Origin of the sequence: Yokenella regensburgei, from assembly GCF_003634235.1 — a bacterium.
Classification (GTDB): Bacteria; Pseudomonadota; Gammaproteobacteria; order Enterobacterales; family Enterobacteriaceae; genus Yokenella; species Yokenella regensburgei.
In genome coordinates, this window is sequence record NZ_RBIZ01000003.1 from 1,536,642 (window position 1) to 1,556,365 (window position 19,724).

17 protein-coding genes and 1 pseudogene are annotated in these 19,724 nt (G+C 58.2%); 11 read left to right on the top strand and 7 right to left on the bottom strand.

Going from position 1 to position 19,724, the window contains the following annotated elements:
• Positions 1–11: 11 nt before the first annotated feature.
• Complete coding sequence (locus C7387_RS07530; RefSeq protein ID WP_038257962.1) at positions 12–266, bottom strand: GlsB/YeaQ/YmgE family stress response membrane protein; 255 nt, start codon at positions 264–266, stop codon at positions 12–14.
• Between the two features lie 200 nt (positions 267–466).
• On the opposite strand from C7387_RS07530, the gene ycgR reads away from it, so the two are divergent.
• A complete protein-coding gene (ycgR, locus tag C7387_RS07535) occupies positions 467–1,198 on the top strand; it encodes a flagellar brake protein YcgR (protein ID WP_006819657.1) in 732 nt (243 codons plus the stop codon).
• Here the strand turns inward: ycgR and emtA are convergent, their stop codons facing one another.
• The gene (gene emtA, locus C7387_RS07540) at positions 1,199–1,813 is read right to left on the bottom strand and encodes a membrane-bound lytic murein transglycosylase EmtA (protein WP_040903493.1); all 615 of its coding nucleotides are present in this window, start codon (positions 1,811–1,813) and stop codon (positions 1,199–1,201) included.
• A 93-nt stretch (positions 1,814–1,906) separates the two neighbouring features.
• Here emtA and ldcA point away from each other — a divergent pair, with 93 nt between their 5' ends.
• On the top strand, positions 1,907–2,836 hold the full coding sequence (gene ldcA / locus C7387_RS07545) for a muramoyltetrapeptide carboxypeptidase (protein WP_038257967.1): 930 nt from the start codon (positions 1,907–1,909) through the stop codon (positions 2,834–2,836).
• Positions 2,837–2,917: 81 nt separating this feature from the next.
• The gene (locus tag C7387_RS07550) at positions 2,918–4,651 is read left to right on the top strand and encodes a potassium/proton antiporter (protein WP_038257969.1); all 1,734 of its coding nucleotides are present in this window, start codon (positions 2,918–2,920) and stop codon (positions 4,649–4,651) included.
• Here C7387_RS07550 and C7387_RS23370 read toward each other — a convergent pair.
• The 3 genes and pseudogenes from C7387_RS23370 to C7387_RS07560 form a co-directional block, all read right to left on the bottom strand.
• Positions 4,592–4,723 (bottom strand): annotated as a pseudogene (locus C7387_RS23370) (hypothetical protein); the annotation flags it as partial. The gene C7387_RS07550 and the pseudogene C7387_RS23370 overlap by 60 nt on opposite strands.
• 7 nt (positions 4,724–4,730) lie before the next feature.
• Complete coding sequence (dadX, locus tag C7387_RS07555; RefSeq protein WP_006819653.1) at positions 4,731–5,801, bottom strand: catabolic alanine racemase DadX; 1,071 nt, start codon at positions 5,799–5,801, stop codon at positions 4,731–4,733.
• A 9-nt stretch (positions 5,802–5,810) separates the two neighbouring features.
• Entirely contained in the window at positions 5,811–7,109 is a 1,299-nt protein-coding gene (locus C7387_RS07560) for a D-amino acid dehydrogenase (RefSeq protein WP_120816408.1), read from the bottom strand.
• A 326-nt stretch (positions 7,110–7,435) separates the two neighbouring features.
• Between C7387_RS07560 and C7387_RS07565 the strand changes: the two genes are divergently transcribed.
• A complete protein-coding gene (locus tag C7387_RS07565) occupies positions 7,436–8,968 on the top strand; it encodes a SpoVR family protein (RefSeq protein ID WP_006819651.1) in 1,533 nt (510 codons plus the stop codon).
• A gap of 31 nt (positions 8,969–8,999) precedes the next feature.
• Here the strand turns inward: C7387_RS07565 and fadR are convergent, their stop codons facing one another.
• The gene (fadR, locus tag C7387_RS07570) at positions 9,000–9,719 is read right to left on the bottom strand and encodes a fatty acid metabolism transcriptional regulator FadR (RefSeq protein WP_006819650.1); all 720 of its coding nucleotides are present in this window, start codon (positions 9,717–9,719) and stop codon (positions 9,000–9,002) included.
• A 215-nt stretch (positions 9,720–9,934) separates the two neighbouring features.
• Between fadR and nhaB the strand changes: the two genes are divergently transcribed.
• The 3 genes from nhaB to C7387_RS07585 all read left to right on the top strand — a co-directional run bounded on the left by nhaB (position 9,935) and on the right by C7387_RS07585 (position 12,591).
• A complete protein-coding gene (gene nhaB / locus C7387_RS07575; RefSeq protein ID WP_120816736.1) occupies positions 9,935–11,476 on the top strand; it encodes a Na(+)/H(+) antiporter NhaB in 1,542 nt (513 codons plus the stop codon).
• A 133-nt stretch (positions 11,477–11,609) separates the two neighbouring features.
• Entirely contained in the window at positions 11,610–12,140 is a 531-nt protein-coding gene (gene dsbB / locus C7387_RS07580) for a disulfide bond formation protein DsbB (protein ID WP_038257974.1), read from the top strand.
• A gap of 109 nt (positions 12,141–12,249) precedes the next feature.
• Complete coding sequence (locus C7387_RS07585; RefSeq protein ID WP_038257975.1) at positions 12,250–12,591, top strand: TehB family protein; 342 nt, start codon at positions 12,250–12,252, stop codon at positions 12,589–12,591.
• Positions 12,592–12,623: 32 nt separating this feature from the next.
• On the opposite strand, the gene C7387_RS07590 is transcribed toward C7387_RS07585, so the two are convergent.
• On the bottom strand, positions 12,624–13,817 hold the full coding sequence (locus C7387_RS07590; RefSeq protein WP_120816409.1) for an MFS transporter: 1,194 nt from the start codon (positions 13,815–13,817) through the stop codon (positions 12,624–12,626).
• A gap of 138 nt (positions 13,818–13,955) precedes the next feature.
• On the opposite strand from C7387_RS07590, the gene C7387_RS07595 reads away from it, so the two are divergent.
• From C7387_RS07595 to C7387_RS07610, 4 genes are read left to right on the top strand one after another with little or no spacing between them, the layout of a single operon-like run.
• Positions 13,956–15,698, top strand: coding sequence for an IucA/IucC family protein (locus C7387_RS07595; protein ID WP_120816410.1), 1,743 nt, complete (start codon positions 13,956–13,958; stop codon positions 15,696–15,698).
• Positions 15,698–16,645: a GNAT family N-acetyltransferase gene (locus tag C7387_RS07600; protein WP_120816411.1), complete on the top strand. Its 948-nt coding sequence runs from the start codon at positions 15,698–15,700 to the stop codon at positions 16,643–16,645. The genes C7387_RS07595 and C7387_RS07600 overlap by 1 nt, the downstream gene beginning before the upstream one ends.
• Entirely contained in the window at positions 16,642–18,384 is a 1,743-nt protein-coding gene (gene iucC / locus C7387_RS07605; protein WP_120816412.1) for an IucA/IucC family protein, read from the top strand. The genes C7387_RS07600 and iucC overlap by 4 nt, the downstream gene beginning before the upstream one ends.
• Entirely contained in the window at positions 18,381–19,703 is a 1,323-nt protein-coding gene (locus tag C7387_RS07610) for a lysine N(6)-hydroxylase/L-ornithine N(5)-oxygenase family protein (RefSeq protein ID WP_120816413.1), read from the top strand. Before iucC ends, C7387_RS07610 begins: the two co-directional genes overlap by 4 nt.
• The last annotated feature ends 21 nt before the right edge of the window (positions 19,704–19,724 follow it).

A 19,724-nucleotide genomic window follows, 5' to 3' on the forward strand; every position in this document is an offset into this window, starting at 1 on the left:
CCGTTTTCCTGTTATTCGCGTCGTAGTAGCCGGAACACCACCAGTACCACGATGGAGCCCACCACGGCGACCAGGAAGCTGTGTAAGTTGAAACCGTTAACGCCGCCGCCGATACCAAACATGGTCGCCAGCCATCCACCCACCACCGCACCAACAATCCCGAGAACACAGGTGAGGATGAATCCCCCGCCATCACGCCCCGGCATGATGAGTTTAGCGATAACCCCTGCTATCAGTCCGAACACAATCCAGGTCAGAATGCCCATGATAACCACCTCCAGGAATACCCTTTGCGGGCGGGTCGAAATCGCCAGCCCCAATGGTTCAAGTATAGGTAATTCCACTGAAATAACTCGCTCATGAACCTTTTTTTTAGCGCATTACTCTCTTTTCATCCATTTGTATTAAGTTCTGCGCAAACGCTGCCGATAATTACCCGACAGTCTGTCACCTGGAGCGATTTGGTGTGAGTCACTACAACGAGCAATTCCTGAAACTTAATCCGCTGGCTGTTTTAAACGTTCTTCGCGATCTGCATAAGCATGAGGTCCCCGTACGGGTCTCCTGGCCCACCGGGCAATTCATCAGCCGCATCCTTGAAGTGACCCCGCAGCGCCTGGTCATCGACTTTGGTAGCCAGGAGTATGAAAACCGCGTGGTTCAGCGGATGGAGAATCTGACCCTCACCGCAGAAACGCAGGGGGCAAAGATTGAGTTTGAGGTGCCGAAACTCACCGCCGAGGCGTTCCAGAATCTACCGGCGTTTGTGACTCCCATTCCACCTTCCCTGTGGTTCATACAACGTCGGGAGTTTTTCCGCATTGCCGCCCCGCTGCATCCAGGCTATCGCTGTAAAGCGACGCTGCCGGATAAGCAGGTGATTACCTTCCGTCTGTGCGATCTGTCGCTCGGCGGGATGGGCGCACTGATGGACGCGCCGCCGCCGGAGAATCTGATTGAAGGGATGCGCATTCCGCAGGTAGAGCTCGACATGGAAGAATGGGGACACTTTACGTTTGACGCCCAGCTCATCGCTATCAGCGAACGTCGGGTCGTGGACGGGAAGAATGAAACGGTGAGCACCCCGCGCCTGAGTTTCCGTTTCCTTAACGTCAACCCGTCGGCCGAGCGCACGCTCCAGCGCATTATCTTCTCACTGGAGCGCGCGGCGCGAGAACGCGCCAATAAAGTTATCTGATCACATCGCGTCCAGCGCCTGCTGCAGCTTCCAGATATAGCGAGGAGCCTGCGGCGCTGGATGGTTCTTCTGCACGTGTTCGAAGAACTCGTCGGCGTCGAGAGCGTTAATCTTACTGATGGCTTTCTTGCGGTCAGAGGAGAAGGTGCGCAGCAGCGCCCCGGCGCCGTTGGCATACGACACCACCACCGCGTACTCCATCACTTTCTCATCTTCAATGCCCGCCAGCGGGCCATTTTCCAGAATGCTCAGATAAGCCGCCCCCATCGAAATATTGCGCTCCGGGTTTTTCAGCTCGCTGGTGGTGGGTTCACCGCTCCATCCCATCCGGCGGTACACATCGCGCCCGGAAGTTGAGGCTTTAAGCTGCATCAGCCCGACGGCGTTAGATTTACTCACCGCGTTCGGGTTACCGCCTGACTCAATGGCGATAATGGCGGTGATAAGCTTCGGATCCACGCCCCAGGCGGCACCCGCTTTCTCACTGATTGGCATCCACTGCATTGCCCGCTTCACCGGTACTTCAGCGTTCCAGGGCGGGTTACGATAATCCTGCTTTGAACTACACCCGACGAGTAAAGTGAATAATAAAATAACAAACCATCTCAATTTCACGCATCTATCCTTTTAGCTGAAGTGTGCCGCGCTGGGTGACAACGATCGGTTCAGGCGGCATGATAACGGTTTACCCCTTCGCAAGGAATGAGTATGAGTCTGTTTCACCTGGTTGCCCCCTCCGGATATTGTATTAATCAGGCTGCCGCTGCGCTAGGCGTCAGGCGTCTTGAAAAAAACGGGCATCGCGTGGAACACCAGCAGGTCATCACCCGCCGCGATCGGCGCTTCGCCGGCAGCGAAGCCGAACGGTTGAGCGATATCAACGGTCTGGCTCAACTCACCGGTAAAGACCGCATCGTGCTGGCCGTACGCGGCGGCTACGGTGCCAGTCGGCTGTTGGAATCGATTGACTGGCCTGCGCTGGTGGCCCGCCAGCAACAGGATCCGCTGCTCATCTGCGGCCACAGCGATTTTACCGCGATCCAACTCGGGCTACTGGCGCAGGGCAACGTTATCACCTTCAGCGGCCCGATGCTGGCGGCCAACTTCGGCGCCGAACCGCTGAATGAGTTCACCCAGCACCACTTCTGGCTGGCGCTGCAAAACCGCACCTTCACTATTGAATGGCAGGGCCACGGCCCACACTGCCGCGCGGAAGGGACGCTGTGGGGGGGGAATCTGGCCATGTTCAACTCGCTTATCGGCACGCCGTGGATGCCGCAGATCCGCAACGGCATTCTGGTGCTGGAAGATATTAATGAGCATCCGTTCCGCGTTGAACGCATGCTGCTGCAGCTGCTGCATGCCGGAATTCTTTCTCGCCAGCGCGCAATCGTACTCGGGAGCTTCAGCGGTGCAACGCCAAACGACTATGATGCCGGATATACCCTGGACACAATGGTTGACTACCTGCGATCGCGGCTCGCCGTTCCGGTGATAACCGGGCTCGATTTCGGTCACGAAGCGCGCACTGTGACCTTACCGTTAGGGGCAAAGGCACTGCTGGTGAACAGCGGCGATGCCACCACGCTCACCCTCAGCGGTCATCCGGTGCTCAGCGAAGAAAAAATGCATTCATAGCTCTTATTAGTCCATTGTTCACGTGCTAAATATGTTACCGTTTTAGAATAGTTATCACGCGACATAGGGAGTACGTGAACGTTGGACGCCGGGGCGGTTATCAGTCTGTTTATACTGGGGTCAGTTTTAGTCACCAGTAGTATTTTATTAAGTTCATTTTCTTCACGTCTTGGTATCCCCATCCTCGTTATCTTCCTGGCGATAGGCATGCTCGCCGGGGTCGATGGTATTGGCGGGATCCCCTTCGATAACTACCCCTTCTCTTATATGATCAGTAACCTGGCGCTGGCGGTTATCCTGCTCGACGGCGGGATGCGCACCCAGGCGAGCTCGTTTCGCGTCGCACTGGGGCCGGCGCTGTCGCTGGCAACCATTGGCGTGCTGATTACCTCCGGGCTCACCGGGATGATGGCCGCATGGCTGTTCCATCTTGATTTGATTGAAGGGCTGCTGATTGGCGCCATCGTCGGCTCGACCGATGCGGCGGCCGTCTTCTCGCTGCTGGGCGGCAAAGGGCTGAACGAACGTGTCGGCTCAACGCTTGAAATTGAATCCGGCAGTAACGACCCGATGGCGGTGTTTCTGACTATCACCCTGATTTCGATGATCCAGCACCACGAAAGCAGCCTGAGCTGGCTGTTTGCGGTGCACATCATTCAGCAGTTTGGCCTTGGGATCCTGATTGGTCTCGCGGGCGGTTATCTGCTGCTGCAGATGATTAACCGCATCTCGCTGCCCGCCGGGCTGTATCCGCTGCTGGCGCTGAGCGGCGGGATCATGATTTTTGGTATTACAACTTCACTCGACGGTAGCGGCATTCTGGCCGTGTACCTGTGTGGCTTCCTGCTCGGTAACCGCCCAATACGCAACCGCCACGCCATTTTGCAGAACTTCGACGGCCTGGCCTGGCTTGCGCAAATCGGCATGTTCCTGGTGCTCGGCCTGCTGGTGACGCCGTCCGACCTGCTGCCGATTGCCGTGCCTGCGCTCATTCTCTCCGCCGGGATGATTTTCTTTGCACGTCCGCTGTCGGTGTTTATCGGCCTGCTGCCGTTCCGCGGATTTAATCTGCGCGAGCGTATTTTTATCAGTTGGGTAGGACTGCGCGGCGCCGTGCCCATCATCCTTGCCGTATTCCCAATGATGGCCGGGCTTGAGAACGCGCGTCTGTTCTTCAACGTCGCCTTCTTCGTGGTGCTGATTTCCCTCCTGTTCCAGGGCACGTCGCTCTCGTGGGCGGCGAAAAAAGCCAAAGTCGTGGTGCCGCCGGTGGGCTGGCCGATTTCCCGGGTGGGGCTGGATATTCATCCCGACAATCCGTGGGAGCAGTTTGTCTACCAGCTGAGCGCCGAGAAATGGTGCGTGGGTGCCGCCCTTCGCGACCTGCATATGCCGCCGGATACCCGCATCGCCGCGCTGTTCCGCGACAATGTGCTGCTGCACCCGACCGGCAGTACCCGCCTGCGTGAAAACGATATTCTGTGCGTCATTGGTCGCGAGCGTGACCTCCCGGCGCTCGGCAGCCTGTTCAGCCAGTCGCCGCCGGTGGCGCTCGACCAGCGCTTCTTTGGTGACTTTATTCTTGAAGGGAACGCAAAGTTTGCCGATATCGCGTTGATTTATGGCCTCGACGGCGGCGAAGAGTTTCGCGATAACCAGCTCTCGCTGGCGGATATTGTTCAGCATCTGCTGGGAGCCGCGCCGGTCGTTGGTGACCAGGTGGAGTTTGCCGGGATGATCTGGACGGTCGCCGAGAAGGAAGATAATACCGTGCGCAAAGTCGGCGTGCGCGTTGCGGAAGAAGAAGAGGTATAACGCGCCTGATGCGCTGCGCTTACCCGGCCTACAATACCTGTAGGCCGGGTAAGACCACGTCGCACCCGGCACTTACAAGTTACACTGTCACAACCGGGACTCTCGTTGCCAGGGCGCACATCAGCTCATAGCCGACGGTCCCGCAGGCGGTCGCCACGTCATCAATCTTGATTTCCTTGCCCCACAGCTCCACCGGCGTACCGATACCCGCCTGTGAACAGGGGGTTAAATCCACCGCCAGCATATCCATCGACACGGTGCCCACCGTTGTGGTGCGCACGCCATCGACCAGCACCGGGGTGCCATCTGGCGCCACGCGTGGATAACCATCGGCATAGCCGCAGGCGACAATACCAATCCGCTGATCGCGGGTGGCGCGGTAGCGCTGGCCGTAGCCCACCACGTCACCGGCTTTCAGATTCTGTACGGCAATAATCTCACTGCTGAGGGTCATCACCGGCTTCAGGCCGCTGTTGGCGATATCCTGCCACTGGCCGGAAGGCGACGCACCGTAGAGGACAATACCCGGGCGGACCCAGTCAAAATGCGCTTCGGGATGCCAGAGGGTCGCCGCCGAGTTTGACAGCGAACGCGGGCAGTCCAGCCCTTCTGCCGCCTGTTCAATTTTCTGCATTGGCTCGACAATACCCTCCGGACGTTCAGCCACGGCAAAGTGCGACATCAGCGTCATTGCGCCCACGTTGCTTAACCCGCGCAGCTGCTGCCAGACGGTATGTACCCGCTCAGGCGCAAAGCCGAGCCGGTTCATGCCGCTGTTCACCTTCACGTACACGTCGAGCGGCGCGTGCAGGCGTGCATTCTGGATCGCCTTCACCTGCCAGTTGCTGTGCACGCTGGTGGTGAGACGATACTTATCAAGCAGCTCAAGCTCATCGGCGTGGAAGAAGCCTTCCAGCAGCAGAATCGGCCCCTTCCAGCCGCGCTCGCGCAGCATGATGGCATGCTCAAGATTGAGCAGCGCAAAACCGTCGGTGGTGTTCAGCGCGCTCCAGACTCGCTCAAGCCCGTGCCCATAGGCATCGGCTTTTACCACCGACCAGACACGCGATTGCGGCGCTGCCCGGCGGATAATACTCAGGTTCTGACGCAGCGCATGTAAATCGATGCTGGCGTGGACAGGACGTGCCATACCGCCTCCTTATTGATGCGCGCCGTGCAGATGCTGTGCGCGCGAAGGGGTAAATCCCTGACCATAGCGGGCAACGCTCAGATCGTCATAAGGAATAGCTGGCGTTCTGCCCGACATCAGGTCGCTGATAAGCTGGCCGGAGCCACAGGCCATCGTCCAGCCAAGCGTACCGTGACCGGTATTGAGCCACAGGTTTTTAAACGCCGTGCGCCCGACTACCGGCGTGCCGTCTGGCGTCATCGGGCGCAGCCCGGTCCAGAAGGTCGCCTTCTCAACAAAACCTCCGCGTGGGAACAGATCGCGAACCACCATTTCCAGGGTTTCACGGCGTTTTTGCAGCAGATCGGTGTTAAAACCAACGATCTCAGCCATGCCGCCGACGCGGATGCGCTGGTCAAAACGGGTGATGGCGATTTTGTAGGTTTCATCGAGGATGGTTGATACCGGCGCGCCGTCATCTTCATTAACCGGAATGGTTAACGAGTAGCCCTTCAGCGGGTAAACCGGGATATCGACAATCCCTTTCAGCATCGCGGTAGAGTAAGAGCCCAGCGCCAGCACATAGCTGTCGGCTTTAACGATTTCATCACCGCACTGCACGCCGCAGATCTGCGAGCCTTCCACCAGCAGACGATCGATCGGCGTGTTATAGCGGAACTTTACCCCCGCCTGCTCGGCCATCGCCGCCAGACGCTGAGTAAACAGCTGGCAGTCGCCGGTTTCGTCATTCGGCAGACGCAGCCCACCGGTAAGTTTGTGCGCCACTTCGCCGAGCGCGGGCTCCACTTCTGCCAGGCGAGCAGCCTCCAGCAGCTGGTAAGGCACGCCCGCGTCTTCCAGCACCGCGATATCGCGGGTGGCGTTTTCATACTGTTGTTCGGTACGGAACAGCTGCAGCGTGCCGCCCTGGCGCCCTTCATATTCAATGCCGGTGCTTTCACGCAGCGCCTTCAGGCAGTCGCGGCTGTACTCCGCCAGGCGAACCATCCGGCCTTTGTTTTCCATGTAGTGGCGGGTATCGCAGTTGCGCAGCATCTGCCACATCCATTTCAGCTGGAACTGGGTGCCGTCGAGGCTAATTGCCAACGGCGCATGACGCTGGAACATCCATTTGATCGCTTTCAACGGCACGCCAGGAGCAGCCCAGGGTGCCGCATAGCCCGGCGAGATCTGCCCGGCGTTGGCCGCGCTGGTTTCCTGCGCAGGACCGGATTCACGATCGATAACCGTGACGTCATGCCCGGCCTGACTCAAATACCAGGCGCTGGTTACGCCGACGACGCCACTTCCCAGTATCACAACACGCATAGCCACTCCATCTGAATATGAGTAAAAGAACAATCTTCTGATTACAAATTGATAACCCAGATGAAAATATTATTCAACATATGCTTTTTTTATGGTGACTTACCTCACACTACGCCCAGCCAGTGCGGTACGGCGCTATTTGGCATCTCCTGCTGCGCGTGAAAATTAGCCAGCGCAAAATTCTGCTAAATTGATTTTTCGTCGCAAATGAAATGGGAAAATCGCAAAGAAAAAAATTCCTTCTTCCGGTGGTTTATGACGCCGTGTTCTATGCTTGAAATGAGGCTCTCCAGACAGAGAGAGTCGCCAACAATGAGGGCGCGCTAATGGCTACGATTGATTCAGTGAATAAGGAAAGCACACGTCTGAGCGACGGACCCGACTGGACCTTCGACCTGCTGGATGTTTATCTGGCAGAAATTGACCGGGTGGCGAAACTCTACCGACTCGACACCTATCCGCACCAGATCGAAGTCATTACCTCCGAACAGATGATGGACGCCTACTCCAGCGTCGGTATGCCCATCAACTATACCCACTGGTCGTTTGGCAAAAAGTTTATCGAGACCGAACGTGCCTATAAGCACGGTCAGCAGGGGCTGGCCTATGAGATTGTGATCAACTCCAATCCATGTATCGCCTACCTGATGGAAGAAAACACTATTACCATGCAGGCGCTGGTCATGGCGCACGCCTGCTACGGGCACAACTCGTTTTTCAAGAACAACTACCTGTTCCGCAGCTGGACCGACGCCAGCTCGATCGTCGATTACCTGATTTTCGCCCGCAAATATATCTCCGAGTGCGAGGAGCGCTACGGGGTCGATGAGGTCGAGAAACTGCTCGACTCCTGCCATGCGTTGATGAACTACGGCGTTGACCGCTACAAACGTCCGCAGAAAATCTCCATGCAGGAGGAAAAAGCACGGCAGAAAAGCCGGGAAGAGTATCTGCAAAGCCAGGTGAACATGCTGTGGCGTACGCTGCCGAAGAAAGAGGAGGAAAGGATTGTTGATGCCTCCCGACGCTACCCCTCCGAGCCGCAGGAGAACCTGCTGTACTTTATGGAGAAAAACGCCCCGCTGCTGGAGCCCTGGCAGCGCGAGATCCTGCGCATTGTGCGTAAGGTGAGCCAGTATTTCTATCCGCAAAAACAGACGCAGGTGATGAACGAAGGCTGGGCGACCTTCTGGCACTATACCATCCTGAATCATCTGTATGACGAGGGCAAAGTCACCGAGCGCTTTATGCTGGAGTTTTTACACAGCCACACCAACGTGGTGTTCCAGCCGCCCTACAACAGCCCGTGGTACAGCGGCATTAACCCCTATGCCCTCGGCTTTGCCATGTTCCAGGACATTAAGCGTATCTGTCAGTCTCCGACGGAGGAAGACCGGTACTGGTTCCCGGACATTGCCGGCTCTGACTGGCTGGAGACGCTGCATTTCGCGATGCGCGATTTTAAAGATGAGAGTTTTATCAGCCAGTTTATGTCGCCGAAAATCATGCGTGATTTCCGTTTCTTCACCGTACTGGATGACGATCGCAATAACTATCTGGAAATTGCCGCTATCCACAATGAGGAAGGCTATCGCGAGATTCGTAACAAGCTTTCCGCCCAGTATAACCTGAGCAACCTGGAGCCTAATATTCAGGTGTGGAACGTCGATTTACGCGGCGACCGCTCGCTGACCCTGCGCTACGTGCCGCACAATCGTGCCCCGCTGGATATGGGGCGTAAAGAGGTGCTCAAGCACGTTCACCGGCTGTGGGGATTTGACATTATTCTGGAGCAGCAGAACGCCGACGGCAGCGTGGAGTTGCTGGAGCGCTGCCCGCCGCGGCAGAATTTGCTGTAATAAAAAACCCGGCGCTTGCCGGGTTTCTTTTTTAGCGACTGTGGATGGCCAGGTCGCCGGGCAGGGTTTTCTGCATGTTATGCCAAATCAGGCCGCTGTCATGGCCGTATTTACGTACGGTTTCATATACCTGATCGTAAAGCCCCTCTTCACACACCTTCGCCAGACGATGATAGAACCCCATCGCCAGGCTGCGCGCTTCCGGGTTTGCGAAATAGTGGCGGCCAATGCGGGTGTACAGACCCTTCATGCCGTTGATGATAAGACCATACACCGGGTTACCGGAGGCGAACGCCAGGCCACGGAAGATGTTGTAATCGAGATCGGCGAAGGCATCCGCGTGATCTTCAATCTGCTTCGCGCTTGCCAGGACTTCCAGCGCCTTGTCCGGGTGCTGACGGAATGCGGTGCGGATAAAGATGGTGGAAATGTTGGTACGCACGGACAGCAGATTGTCGATAAGCTGCGGAACGCTCTCGTGATCGAGACGCGCCAGCGTTTCGAGAATATTCAGTCCGGAGGTTTCCCAGAAGTTGTTCACTTTTGTCGGTTTGCCGTGCTGGATGGTCAACCAGCCATCACGAGCTAAACGTTGCAACACTTCGCGTAATGTGGTGCGCGTGACGCCAATGAGTTCAGAGAGTTCACGTTCAGCAGGAAGAATGGAGCCGGGAGGAAAGCGGTTGTTCCAGATGCTTTCAATGATGTACTCCTCCGCGAAACCCGCCGGGCTTTGCGCCTTAATGACCATAGTAAGATTTCCATTACACAGCGTTGCAAAATATCACTCATCATACCAGAGCTGTTGTGGAGCAGATAGCACGGCTCGCCAATTAAAAGGGGATCGCGGTTCTATTTTCTCAAATTGGTAATGGGAAAATGGTCGCTTGCTGCGCTTTTTCCCCCCATCGTCCGCCTTTCGTTTACACTATGCCTCTCATTTTGTTGACGGGATGGATGTTCGTCGTGGAAATCTCCTACGGTCGCGCCTTGTGGCGCAACTTTCTGGGCCAGTCACCGGACTGGTACAAACTGACACTGCTTATCTTCTTAGTAGTTAACCCACTGGTTTTCTTTATTAATCCGTTTGTTGCGGGCTGGCTGCTGGTGGTGGAATTTATCTTCACCCTGGCCATGGCGCTGAAGTGCTACCCGCTGCTGCCGGGTGGTCTGCTGGCGATTGAAGCGGTCGCCATCGGGATGACCAGCGCGGAACACGTGCGCGAAGAGATTGCCGGTAACCTCGAAGTTCTGCTGCTGCTGGTATTTATGGTGGCAGGGATCTACTTCATGAAGCAGCTGCTGCTGTCGATTTTCACCCGCCTGCTGTTGTCGATTAAGAGCAAAATCGTGCTCTCCCTCGCCTTCTGTCTGGCCGCCGCGTTCCTCTCCGCATTCCTCGATGCGCTGACGGTGGTGGCGGTGATTATCAGCGTGGCGGTGGGTTTTTACGGGATCTATCACCGTGCGGCGTCGAACCGCCCGGATGAGGGCGAACTGGCCGACGACAGCCACATCGATAAGCATTATCGCGCGGTGCTGGAGCAGTTCCGCGGTTTCCTGCGTAGCCTGATGATGCACGCGGGCGTCGGTACCGCCCTCGGTGGCGTGATGACCATGGTCGGCGAACCGCAGAACCTGATCATCGCCAAAGCGGCGGGCTGGCACTTCGGGGAGTTCTTCCTGCGGATGTCTCCGGTTACGATCCCGGTGCTGTTCTGTGGACTGTTAACCTGCGTGCTGGTCGAGAAATTTAAATGGTTTGGCTACGGCGAAACGCTGCCTGAGCCGGTGCGACAGGTGCTGCATGATTACGATCTGCGCAGCCGCCAGCAGCGCACCCGCCAGGAGACGTTACGCCTGATTGTGCAGGGGATTATCGGCGTCTGGCTGGTGGTTGCGCTGGCGCTGCATCTGGCGGAGGTCGGGCTGATCGGCCTGACGGTCATTATTCTCGCGACGTCGCTCACCGGTGTGACCGACGAGCACGCCATCGGCAAAGCCTTTACCGAAGCGCTGCCGTTCACCGCCCTGCTGACGGTCTTTTTCGCCGTGGTCGCGGTGATCATCGACCAGCAGCTGTTCTCGCCAATCATCAGCTATGTTCTGCAGGCTTCACCGCACGCGCAGCTGTCGCTGTTCTATCTGTTTAACGGGCTGCTGTCGTCGATTTCCGATAACGTGTTTGTCGGTACGGTCTACATCAACGAAGCAAAAGCGGCGCTGGAACATGGCGTTATCAGCATGCAGCAGTTTGAACTGCTGGCGGTGGCGATTAACACCGGCACCAACCTGCCGTCCGTTGCCACCCCGAACGGCCAGGCGGCGTTCCTGTTCCTCCTCACCTCCGCGCTGGCGCCGCTCATTCGTCTCTCCTATGGCCGGATGGTCTGGATGGCGCTGCCCTATACGCTGGTGCTGACGCTGGTCGGTTTACTTTGTGTGCAGCACTCGCTGATGCCCGTCTCTGAATGGCTACAGGCGCAGGGGTGGATCGTCACGCCGTAAGGCAAACTCGCTCTGACCTGACACCGTTCGTTGGGTTAGAGCGATTCATTTATGTAATATTATTTCTCCCCAGGTGGCACAGGGAAAAAATTCGTTTACACTGCGTGTCTTAGCATGTTCCAGGGAAATGATTATGTTGCGATATTTAAACCAGTGCTCACGAGGTCGTGGTGCATGGTTACTGATGGCGCTGACCGCCTTTGCGCTTGAAATGGTCGCGCTCTGGTTCCAGCACGTGATGCTGCTGAAGCCCTGCGTTCTGTGTATCTACGAACGTAGCGCGCTGTTTGGCATCATGGGAGCCGGGATTGTGGGTGCCATCGCACCGAAATCCCCGCTGCGCTATGTGGCGATCCTTATCTGGATCTACAGCGCCTGGCGCGGATTACAGCTTGCATGGGAACACACCATGATCCAGCTGCACCCGTCTCCGTTCATGACCTGTGACTTTGCCGCCCGCTTCCCGAGCTGGCTGCCGCTGGACAAGTGGCTGCCGCAGGTGTTCCTGGCTTCCGGCGACTGCTCCGTGCGTCAGTGGGAATTCCTGACGCTTGAGATGCCGCAGTGGCTGGTCGGTATTTTCGCCGCTTACCTGATTGTGGCGCTGCTGGTGTTGATAGCACAACCGTTCAAACCGAAGCGCCGCGACCTGTTTGGTCGCTAACAGAACGCTCCCCCGGGAGCGTTTTTTTATGGGCCGAAGTCGTTGCTGTGACCCTCTATAAGATGTATATTAAATGCATCTTATAGATGAATCGCAAAGGAGAATTCCTGTGTCACATCTTCGTATCCCCGCAAACTGGAAAGTTAAACGCTCTACTCCCTTCTTCACCAAAGAGACCGTGCCTGCTGCTCTGCTGACGCATCACAACACCGCCGCCGGTGTATTCGGTCAACTGTGCGTGATGGAAGGAACGGTCACCTACTACGGTTTTGCTAACGAGCAGGCGACGGAGCCGGAAGTGAAAGTGGTGATTAATGCCGGGCAGTTCGCCACCAGCCCGCCAGAGTACTGGCATCGCGTTGAGCTGAGCGACGACGCGCAGTTCAATATTAACTTCTGGGTGGAAAACGACACCCAAAGCGATGAGATGTATCACGCCAAAAAAGCGTAATCGCTACCCGCAGGGCGGCGCACCGTCGCCCTTCATCCCTTACGCTGCAGCAGATGACCGCACACCAGCGCGAATCCCCCCGCCAGCACTAATGCCGTCGCAATTAATGCCTGTTCGCCGAACCACGCCGAAACCAGCGGCACCAGCATCGCGCTTACGCCATAGCCCAACGTATGACTGGTGGCGATAACCCCCGCACCCTTCCCGGTTGATAGCCTGTCGTTAAGCAGCAGCTGATAGCCAGGCGTTGCCATCGCCGCACCGAATGAGGTAATGACGATACCCGCGTAGAAGGTCAGGAGCGCCGTCGACAGCATCAACCCAAGCCCCAGCACCATTAGGCCAGCAGCCACCGCAACCAGCGCGCGCGGGCTGAGGCGCTGCGGGCGCACCACCAGAAACTGTGCCAGCAGCGTGCTGACCGCCGCGAGGCTCAGCAGCCAGGCGACATGATGGCTCACCTCCGTGCTGTTACCGGAGAACAACGGCTTCAGGTGCGGCGACAGGCCAAGCTGCATCAGGCTGATACTGGCGGCGAGGAACAGCGCCAGCAGCAGGTACGGCAGCATGTTCCATTGCAGGCGGGCAGACTGGCTCGATACCGGCGGCAGCGGTGGATCGTTTTGTTGGCGAACGATAAGCAGCAACGCCAGCAGCGGTGCCAGAGCCATCAGCCATAGCGGCGCCTGCGGCTGCAGGCTCAATGCGACGGCGGCCAGTGGCGGCCCTATCAGACGACCACAGCTCAGGCCCGAGCTTATCGACGCCAGCGCCGCCATCCGGTGCGCCTGTCCGGCGCGCTGCATCGCCCACGTCTGGGCGGCAGGTACCATCCCCGATACCGTCAGGCCGTAGACGACCCTGGAAATCACCAGCCCCACGATCCCGAACGTCGCCTCTACCACCCCGGCGGCCATTCCCCACACCACCAGCGCCATCAGGGCGAAGCTTGCAAGATAGCCCCCAAGCGCCGACAGCACCACGAATTTACAGCCACGCAGCTCGGCCTGACGCCCCCACCACGGTGAGCCAGGCAGAAACAGCATCGATCCCAGCATCAATAACCCGGCCCACACCGATAACGATAATCCGGTCATTGAGACCAGCTGTGGTAACACCACCAGCAAACCGTTCTGCCCAATCCCCAGTAAACCGGCGCACAACGCCAGTGGCCATGTGGGTTTCAGGGTGCTTTTCTCACTGACTTCCTGTGCGGATATGCTCATATAAATGTGAAAATAGTGTCAAAAAATGTGAGGAAATTATGTAGTTAATGAAAATAAATATTACAAAAATAGTTGTCAGTGTAAATAGAATGAATATCATAACGAGAATTATTATCAGTCATGGAGTGAGATTCTGTTATGCGTTCCCTGCCCCGCAAGACCGATACCGACGTCGCGGCCCAGTGTTTCCTGAATGCGCTACTGCGCGAAACGGATGACTGGCAGTACTACCCGGCCGACACCTCGGCTGATACCGCCTTCATCCATCTGCCGCTTTGCAACACCCAGGCTATTCGTCTTCCGTTACGCTATTTCTCACCCACTCAGCATCACCAGTATCGCTTCCCCGCCGTTCTTATTCATTCCGATAGCGACAACATACAAGCTCTTGATTTTTCACAACTGGTTGAAAAAGTTCTGGCAAAACCTTCGGTCAAAGGCGGCCTGTCAGAAGAAACACTGACCCGCTTCGCCGGGCGTGTACTGGAGAGCCATAGCCATACCTGGCAGGCCATTGATATCCGCCATGACTGGGGCAATCTGCGCGCCCGCCCGCTGAACTTTGCCGAGGCAGAACAGGCGCTGTTGGTGGGACACGCGTTTCACCCGGCGCCAAAATCGCACGAACCCTTTAACGAGAGCGAAGCCCGTCGCTATTTGCCGGATTTCGCCTCCCGCTTCCCGCTGCGCTGGTTTGCGCTCGACCGTCATTTCGTCACCGGCGACAGCCTGACGCACACCCTGCGCGACCGCCTGCTGCGCTTTGCCGCTGAGAGTGCCCCGGAGCTGCTGCACCACTTCACCGACGACTGCTGGCTGGTGCCGATGCACCCGTGGCAGGCTGAACATCTGCTCACCAAGGCGTGGTGCCAGGCGCTGGTGAAGCGCGGTGCGCTGCAAGACTTAGGCGAGGCCGGAGCCCGCTGGCTGCCGACCAGCTCATCGCGCTCGCTGTACAGCGAAAGCAATCACGACATGATCAAATTCTCCCTCAGCGTGCGTCTGACCAACTCGGTGCGCACGCTGTCGGTCAAAGAGGTGAAACGCGGCATGCGCCTCGCGCGCCTGGCGCAAACCCCGCGCTGGCAAACGTTGCAGACCCGCTACCCGACGATGCGGGTAATGCAGGAAGACGGCTGGGTCGGTGTGCTGGACGACCACGGCAACGTGCAGGAAGAGAGCCTGATGGCGCTGCGCGTCAACCTGCTGTTTGACACCCCACAGACCCAGACCAACGTCCTGGTGAGCCTGACCCAGGCCGCGCCAGACGGGGGTGACAGCCTGCTCGCCGCCGCCGTTAAGCGCCTCAGCCAGCGCCTGAATCTGCCGCTGGCGACCGCCGCCCGCTGCTGGGTGGAAGCCTACTGCGAGCGCGTTCTGCTGCCGCTGTTCAGCGCCGAAGCGGACTACGGCCTGGTGCTGCTCGCCCACCAGCAAAACATTCTGGTGGAGATGCAGCAGGACCTGCCGGTCGGCCTGCTCTATCGCGACTGCCAGGGCAGCGCCTTTACCGCAGGCGCCGACGAGTGGCTGCGCGAAGAGAATGAGCTGGAGGCAGAAAACCGCTTCAGCGAAGCCCAGCTGCTGCGCTACTTCCCTTACTACCTGCTGGTGAACTCGACGCTTGCGGTTACCGCCGCGCTGAGCGCCGCCGGATTCGACAGTGAAGAGAGCCTGATGGCGCTGGTTCGCGATGCGCTGGCGCAATTACGCCAGACCGCGAAGGACACTCGCTGCCTTGACTACGTGCTCGACGGTCAGCACTGGAACTGCAAAGGCAACTTCTTCTGTTACCTGCACGACCACAACGAAAACACCATCGTCGATCCGGCGGTTATCTATTTCGATTTCCTGAACCCGTTCTATAAGGAGCCTGCCTGATGCCGCACGCGAAGATTGTTCATGACGGTTTCGGCTTCCGCTGCGCGCTGCGTGATGTGGCGCTGCCGCTGTCGCTGGGGCTCGACGGCAGCGCGGTGCTGCCCTTCATCGACGGCACAGAAGACGGCTGGCTGGTTGATGCGCTGGATCAGCTGTTCGTTGCCGCGCCTCAGCTTTCTGGCGTCACTCTGCCGTGGGCGCAGTGGCAACATCACGCCGAGGCAACGCGCCTGTTTGCGCTGGCGCAGAGCGATTACTTCTCCCGCGAGACCTTCTGGCAGCTGCCGCTGTGGCTTTGTGGTGAACGCGCGACGCCTCGTCACGATCTGCAGTTTGATGACGCACGCCAGCTGTGCTTCCCGGTACGCCCGGCGCGCCCCACTGGCGAGGTTTATCGCCGCTACGATCCGCAAATTAACCGTACCCTGAGCCTGCGGACCGCAAGCCTTGAAGAAGATGCCGGGCGCTTCACCCGCTGGATGAACGCCCCGCGCGTCAATGCCTTCTGGGAGATGGCCGGACCGCAGGCAGAGCAGGAAAATTATCTGCGCAAGCAGCTGAACTCAAGCTACTGCTACCCGCTGATCGGCTGTTTTGACGACCAGCCGTTTGGCTATTTCGAAATTTACTGGGCGCCGGAAGACCGTATTGGTCGCCACTATCGTTGGCAGCCGTTCGATCGCGGTTTGCACATGCTGGTGGGCGAAGAGCAGTGGCGCGGTGCGCAGTACATCCGTAGCTGGCTGCGCGGTATCAGCCACTATCTGTGGCTCGACGAACCCCGTACCACCCGCCTTGTTGCCGAACCTCGCTTTGACAACCAGCGCCTGTTCCGCCACCTGCCGGTCGCCGGTTATAGCACCATTAAAGAGTTCGACTTCCCGCATAAACGCTCGCGTCTGGTGATGAGCGAACGTCAGCGCTTCTTCACGGAGGTGGGGCTATGATCCGCGCGTGGGAGCAGGTTAACCGCGAGATGGTAGCGAAGATCCTCGCCGAGCTTGAGTACGAGCGCGCCATTTCCGCTGAAGAAACCGCGCCACAGCGCTGGTCGATTTCACTGGGCGATGAGCGCTGGCAGTTCAGCGCCAGACGCGGGATCTGGGGCTGGCTGCATATTGATAGCGCCACGCTCAGCAACCAGAGTCATACCCCGATTGAAGCGGAAAACGCGCTGCGTCAGCTGGCGCAGGTGCTGGGGATGAGCGATGCACAAACCGCCGAGCATCTGGAAGATCTCTACGCCACCCTGCGCGGCGATCTGCAACTGCTCTCTGCCCGTAAAGGGTTGAGCGCCGATGCGCTTATCGACCTCGACCCGGACGAGCTGCAGTGTCTGCTTGCCGGGCACCCAAAGTTCATCTTCAACAAGGGCCGTCGCGGCTGGGGCCTCGATGCGCTGCAGCAGTATGCGCCGGAGTATCGCGGGCGTTTTCGCCTGCACTGGATAGCGGTTCGCCGTGAAAGCCTGGTGTGGAGCAGCGACGCCGACTGCGATATCGGTAACCTGCTGGCAAGCGCTATGGATAACGCTGAACGCCAGCGTTTTAACGAGCACTGGCAGGCGCTGGGCCTTGACCACAACTGGCTGCCGGTGCCACAGCATCCGTGGCAGTGGCAGCAAAAAATCGCCCTGCACTTTGTGGCGCAGATTGCCCGTGGTGAAATCGTCAGTCTCGGCGAGTTCGGCGACGAGTACCTCGCCCAGCAGTCGCTGCGCACCCTGACTAACGTCAGCCGCCGCTCGGCTTTTGATATCAAGCTACCGCTCACCATTTACAACACCTCCTGCTATCGCGGGATCCCGGGAAAATACATCGCCGCCGGGCCGCTGGCCTCACGCTGGTTGCAGCAGCAGTTTGCCGGCGATGCCACCCTGCAGGCACTGGGGGCGCAAATTTTGGGCGAGCCTGCCGCCGGATATCTGGCGCATCGCGGTTACGCCGCGCTGCCTGCCGCGCCTTATCGCTATCAGGAGATGCTGGGGGTTATCTGGCGCGAAAGCCCGTCGTGCTATCTGCAGAATGGCGAGCAGGCGGTGCTGATGGCCGCGCTGATGGAAAGCGACGACCAGGGCCGCCCGTTGATTGACGCCTGGATTGCGCGCTCCGGTCTGAGCGCTGAAGCATGGCTCACGCAAATGTTTAGCGCCGTGGTGCTGCCGTTCTACCACCTGCTGTGCCGCTACGGCGTGGCGCTGATTGCCCACGGGCAGAACGTCACTCTGGTGATGAATGACCATGTGCCGCAGCGCATTCTGCTGAAGGATTTCCAGGGCGATATGCGCCTTGTCGATATCAATTTCCCGGAGGCCGCCACCCTGCCGCAGCCGGTGAAAGATGTCACTGCGCGCCTTAGCGCCGACTACATCATTCATGATCTGCAGACCGGTCATTTCGTTACCGTGCTGCGCTTCATCTCCCGCCTCACCGAGCAGTGTGGCGTCAGCGAAAAACGCTTCTATCAGCTGCTCGCCTGCGTACTTGAGCGCTACATGGCACAGCACCCGCAGATGGCTGAACGCTTCGCGCTGTTTGACCTGTTCAAACCGCAAATCATCCGCGTGATTTTGAATCCCGTGAAGCTCACCTTCTCCGAACACGATGGCGGTAGCCGCATGCTGCCGAATTACTTAACCGATCTCGATAACCCGCTTTATCTGGTCTCCAGGGAGTCCGCAGAATGAAAACCTATGATTTCATTGGCATTGGTATTGGCCCATTCAACTTAAGTATTGCCGCGCTGGCCGAAAGTCTGGAAGGTTTCAGCACGCTGTTCCTCGAGCGTAAGCCCCACTTCTCGTGGCACCCGGGGATGATGGTGCCGGACTGCTACATGCAGACCAGTTTCCTGAAAGATTTGGTGAGCGCGGTCGATCCGACCAATCGCCACAGCTTCCTGAACTATCTGGTAAAGCGTAAAAAATTCTATCGTTTTCTGACCACCGAGCAGCGCACCGTCTCCCGCGAAGAGTTTGCTGACTATCTGTGCTGGGCGGCCGACAACCTGACCAACCTCGCCTTCAGCCAGCAGGTGCAGCAGGTGAGCTACGACGAGAAGTCCGGTCTGTTTGAAGTGGTGACCCAACGCGACCGCTTCTTTGCCCGCCACGTGTGCCTCGGCATCGGTAAGCAGATTAACCTGCCCGCCTGCGTCAACGAGCAGAGTGACCGCTGCTTCCACGCCAGTGAAATGATGCTGCGCGCCCCCGACCTCGCCGGAAAACGCGTCACCGTTGTCGGCGGGGGTCAGAGCGGAGCGGACCTGTTCCTCAACATCTTCCGTGGAGAATGGGGCCAGCCGAAAGCGCTGAACTGGGTTTCACGGCGGAATAATTACAACGCGCTCGACGAGGCCGCTTTCGCCAACGAGTACTTTACTCCGGAGTACCTGGAAAGCTTTGCCACCCTCGGTGAAGCGGCCCGTGAGCAGATGCTCCGCGAGCAGAAGATGACCTCCGACGGCATCACCACCGAATCGCTGCTGGCTATCTATCGCGCCATGTACCACCGCTTCGAGGTGCTGCGCGAAAAACCGTGGGCGCACCTGTTGCCTTCCCGCTCGGTAACGCGCGTGAGCCCCCAGGATGAGCACCAGCGCCTGACCCTGCGCCACCACCTCGATCACGGTGAAGAGACGCTGGACACCGACGTAGTGATTTTTGCCACCGGCTACAGCCCGGCGCGTCCGGCGTTTCTGGCTCCGCTGGCGCCGCGCCTGCGTCTGACCCGTGACGAAGACTTCGTGGTCAATACCGATTTTTCTCTGGAATGGGATGGCCCGCAGCACAACCGCCTGTTTGCCGTGAATGCAGGGATGCACAGCCTCGGCATCGCCGAACCACAGCTGAGCCTGATGGCCTGGCGCGCGGCGCGGATTATCAACCGGGCGCACCCTGGCACACCGTTTGAGCTTTCCACCACCCCTGGTGTTATCCACTGGCGCAGTGAGGCCAGCCACGATCTACGCCAGGTTTCACAGCCCCTAAAAACCACTGAGTACTAACACAGTAAACCAGGAACACTA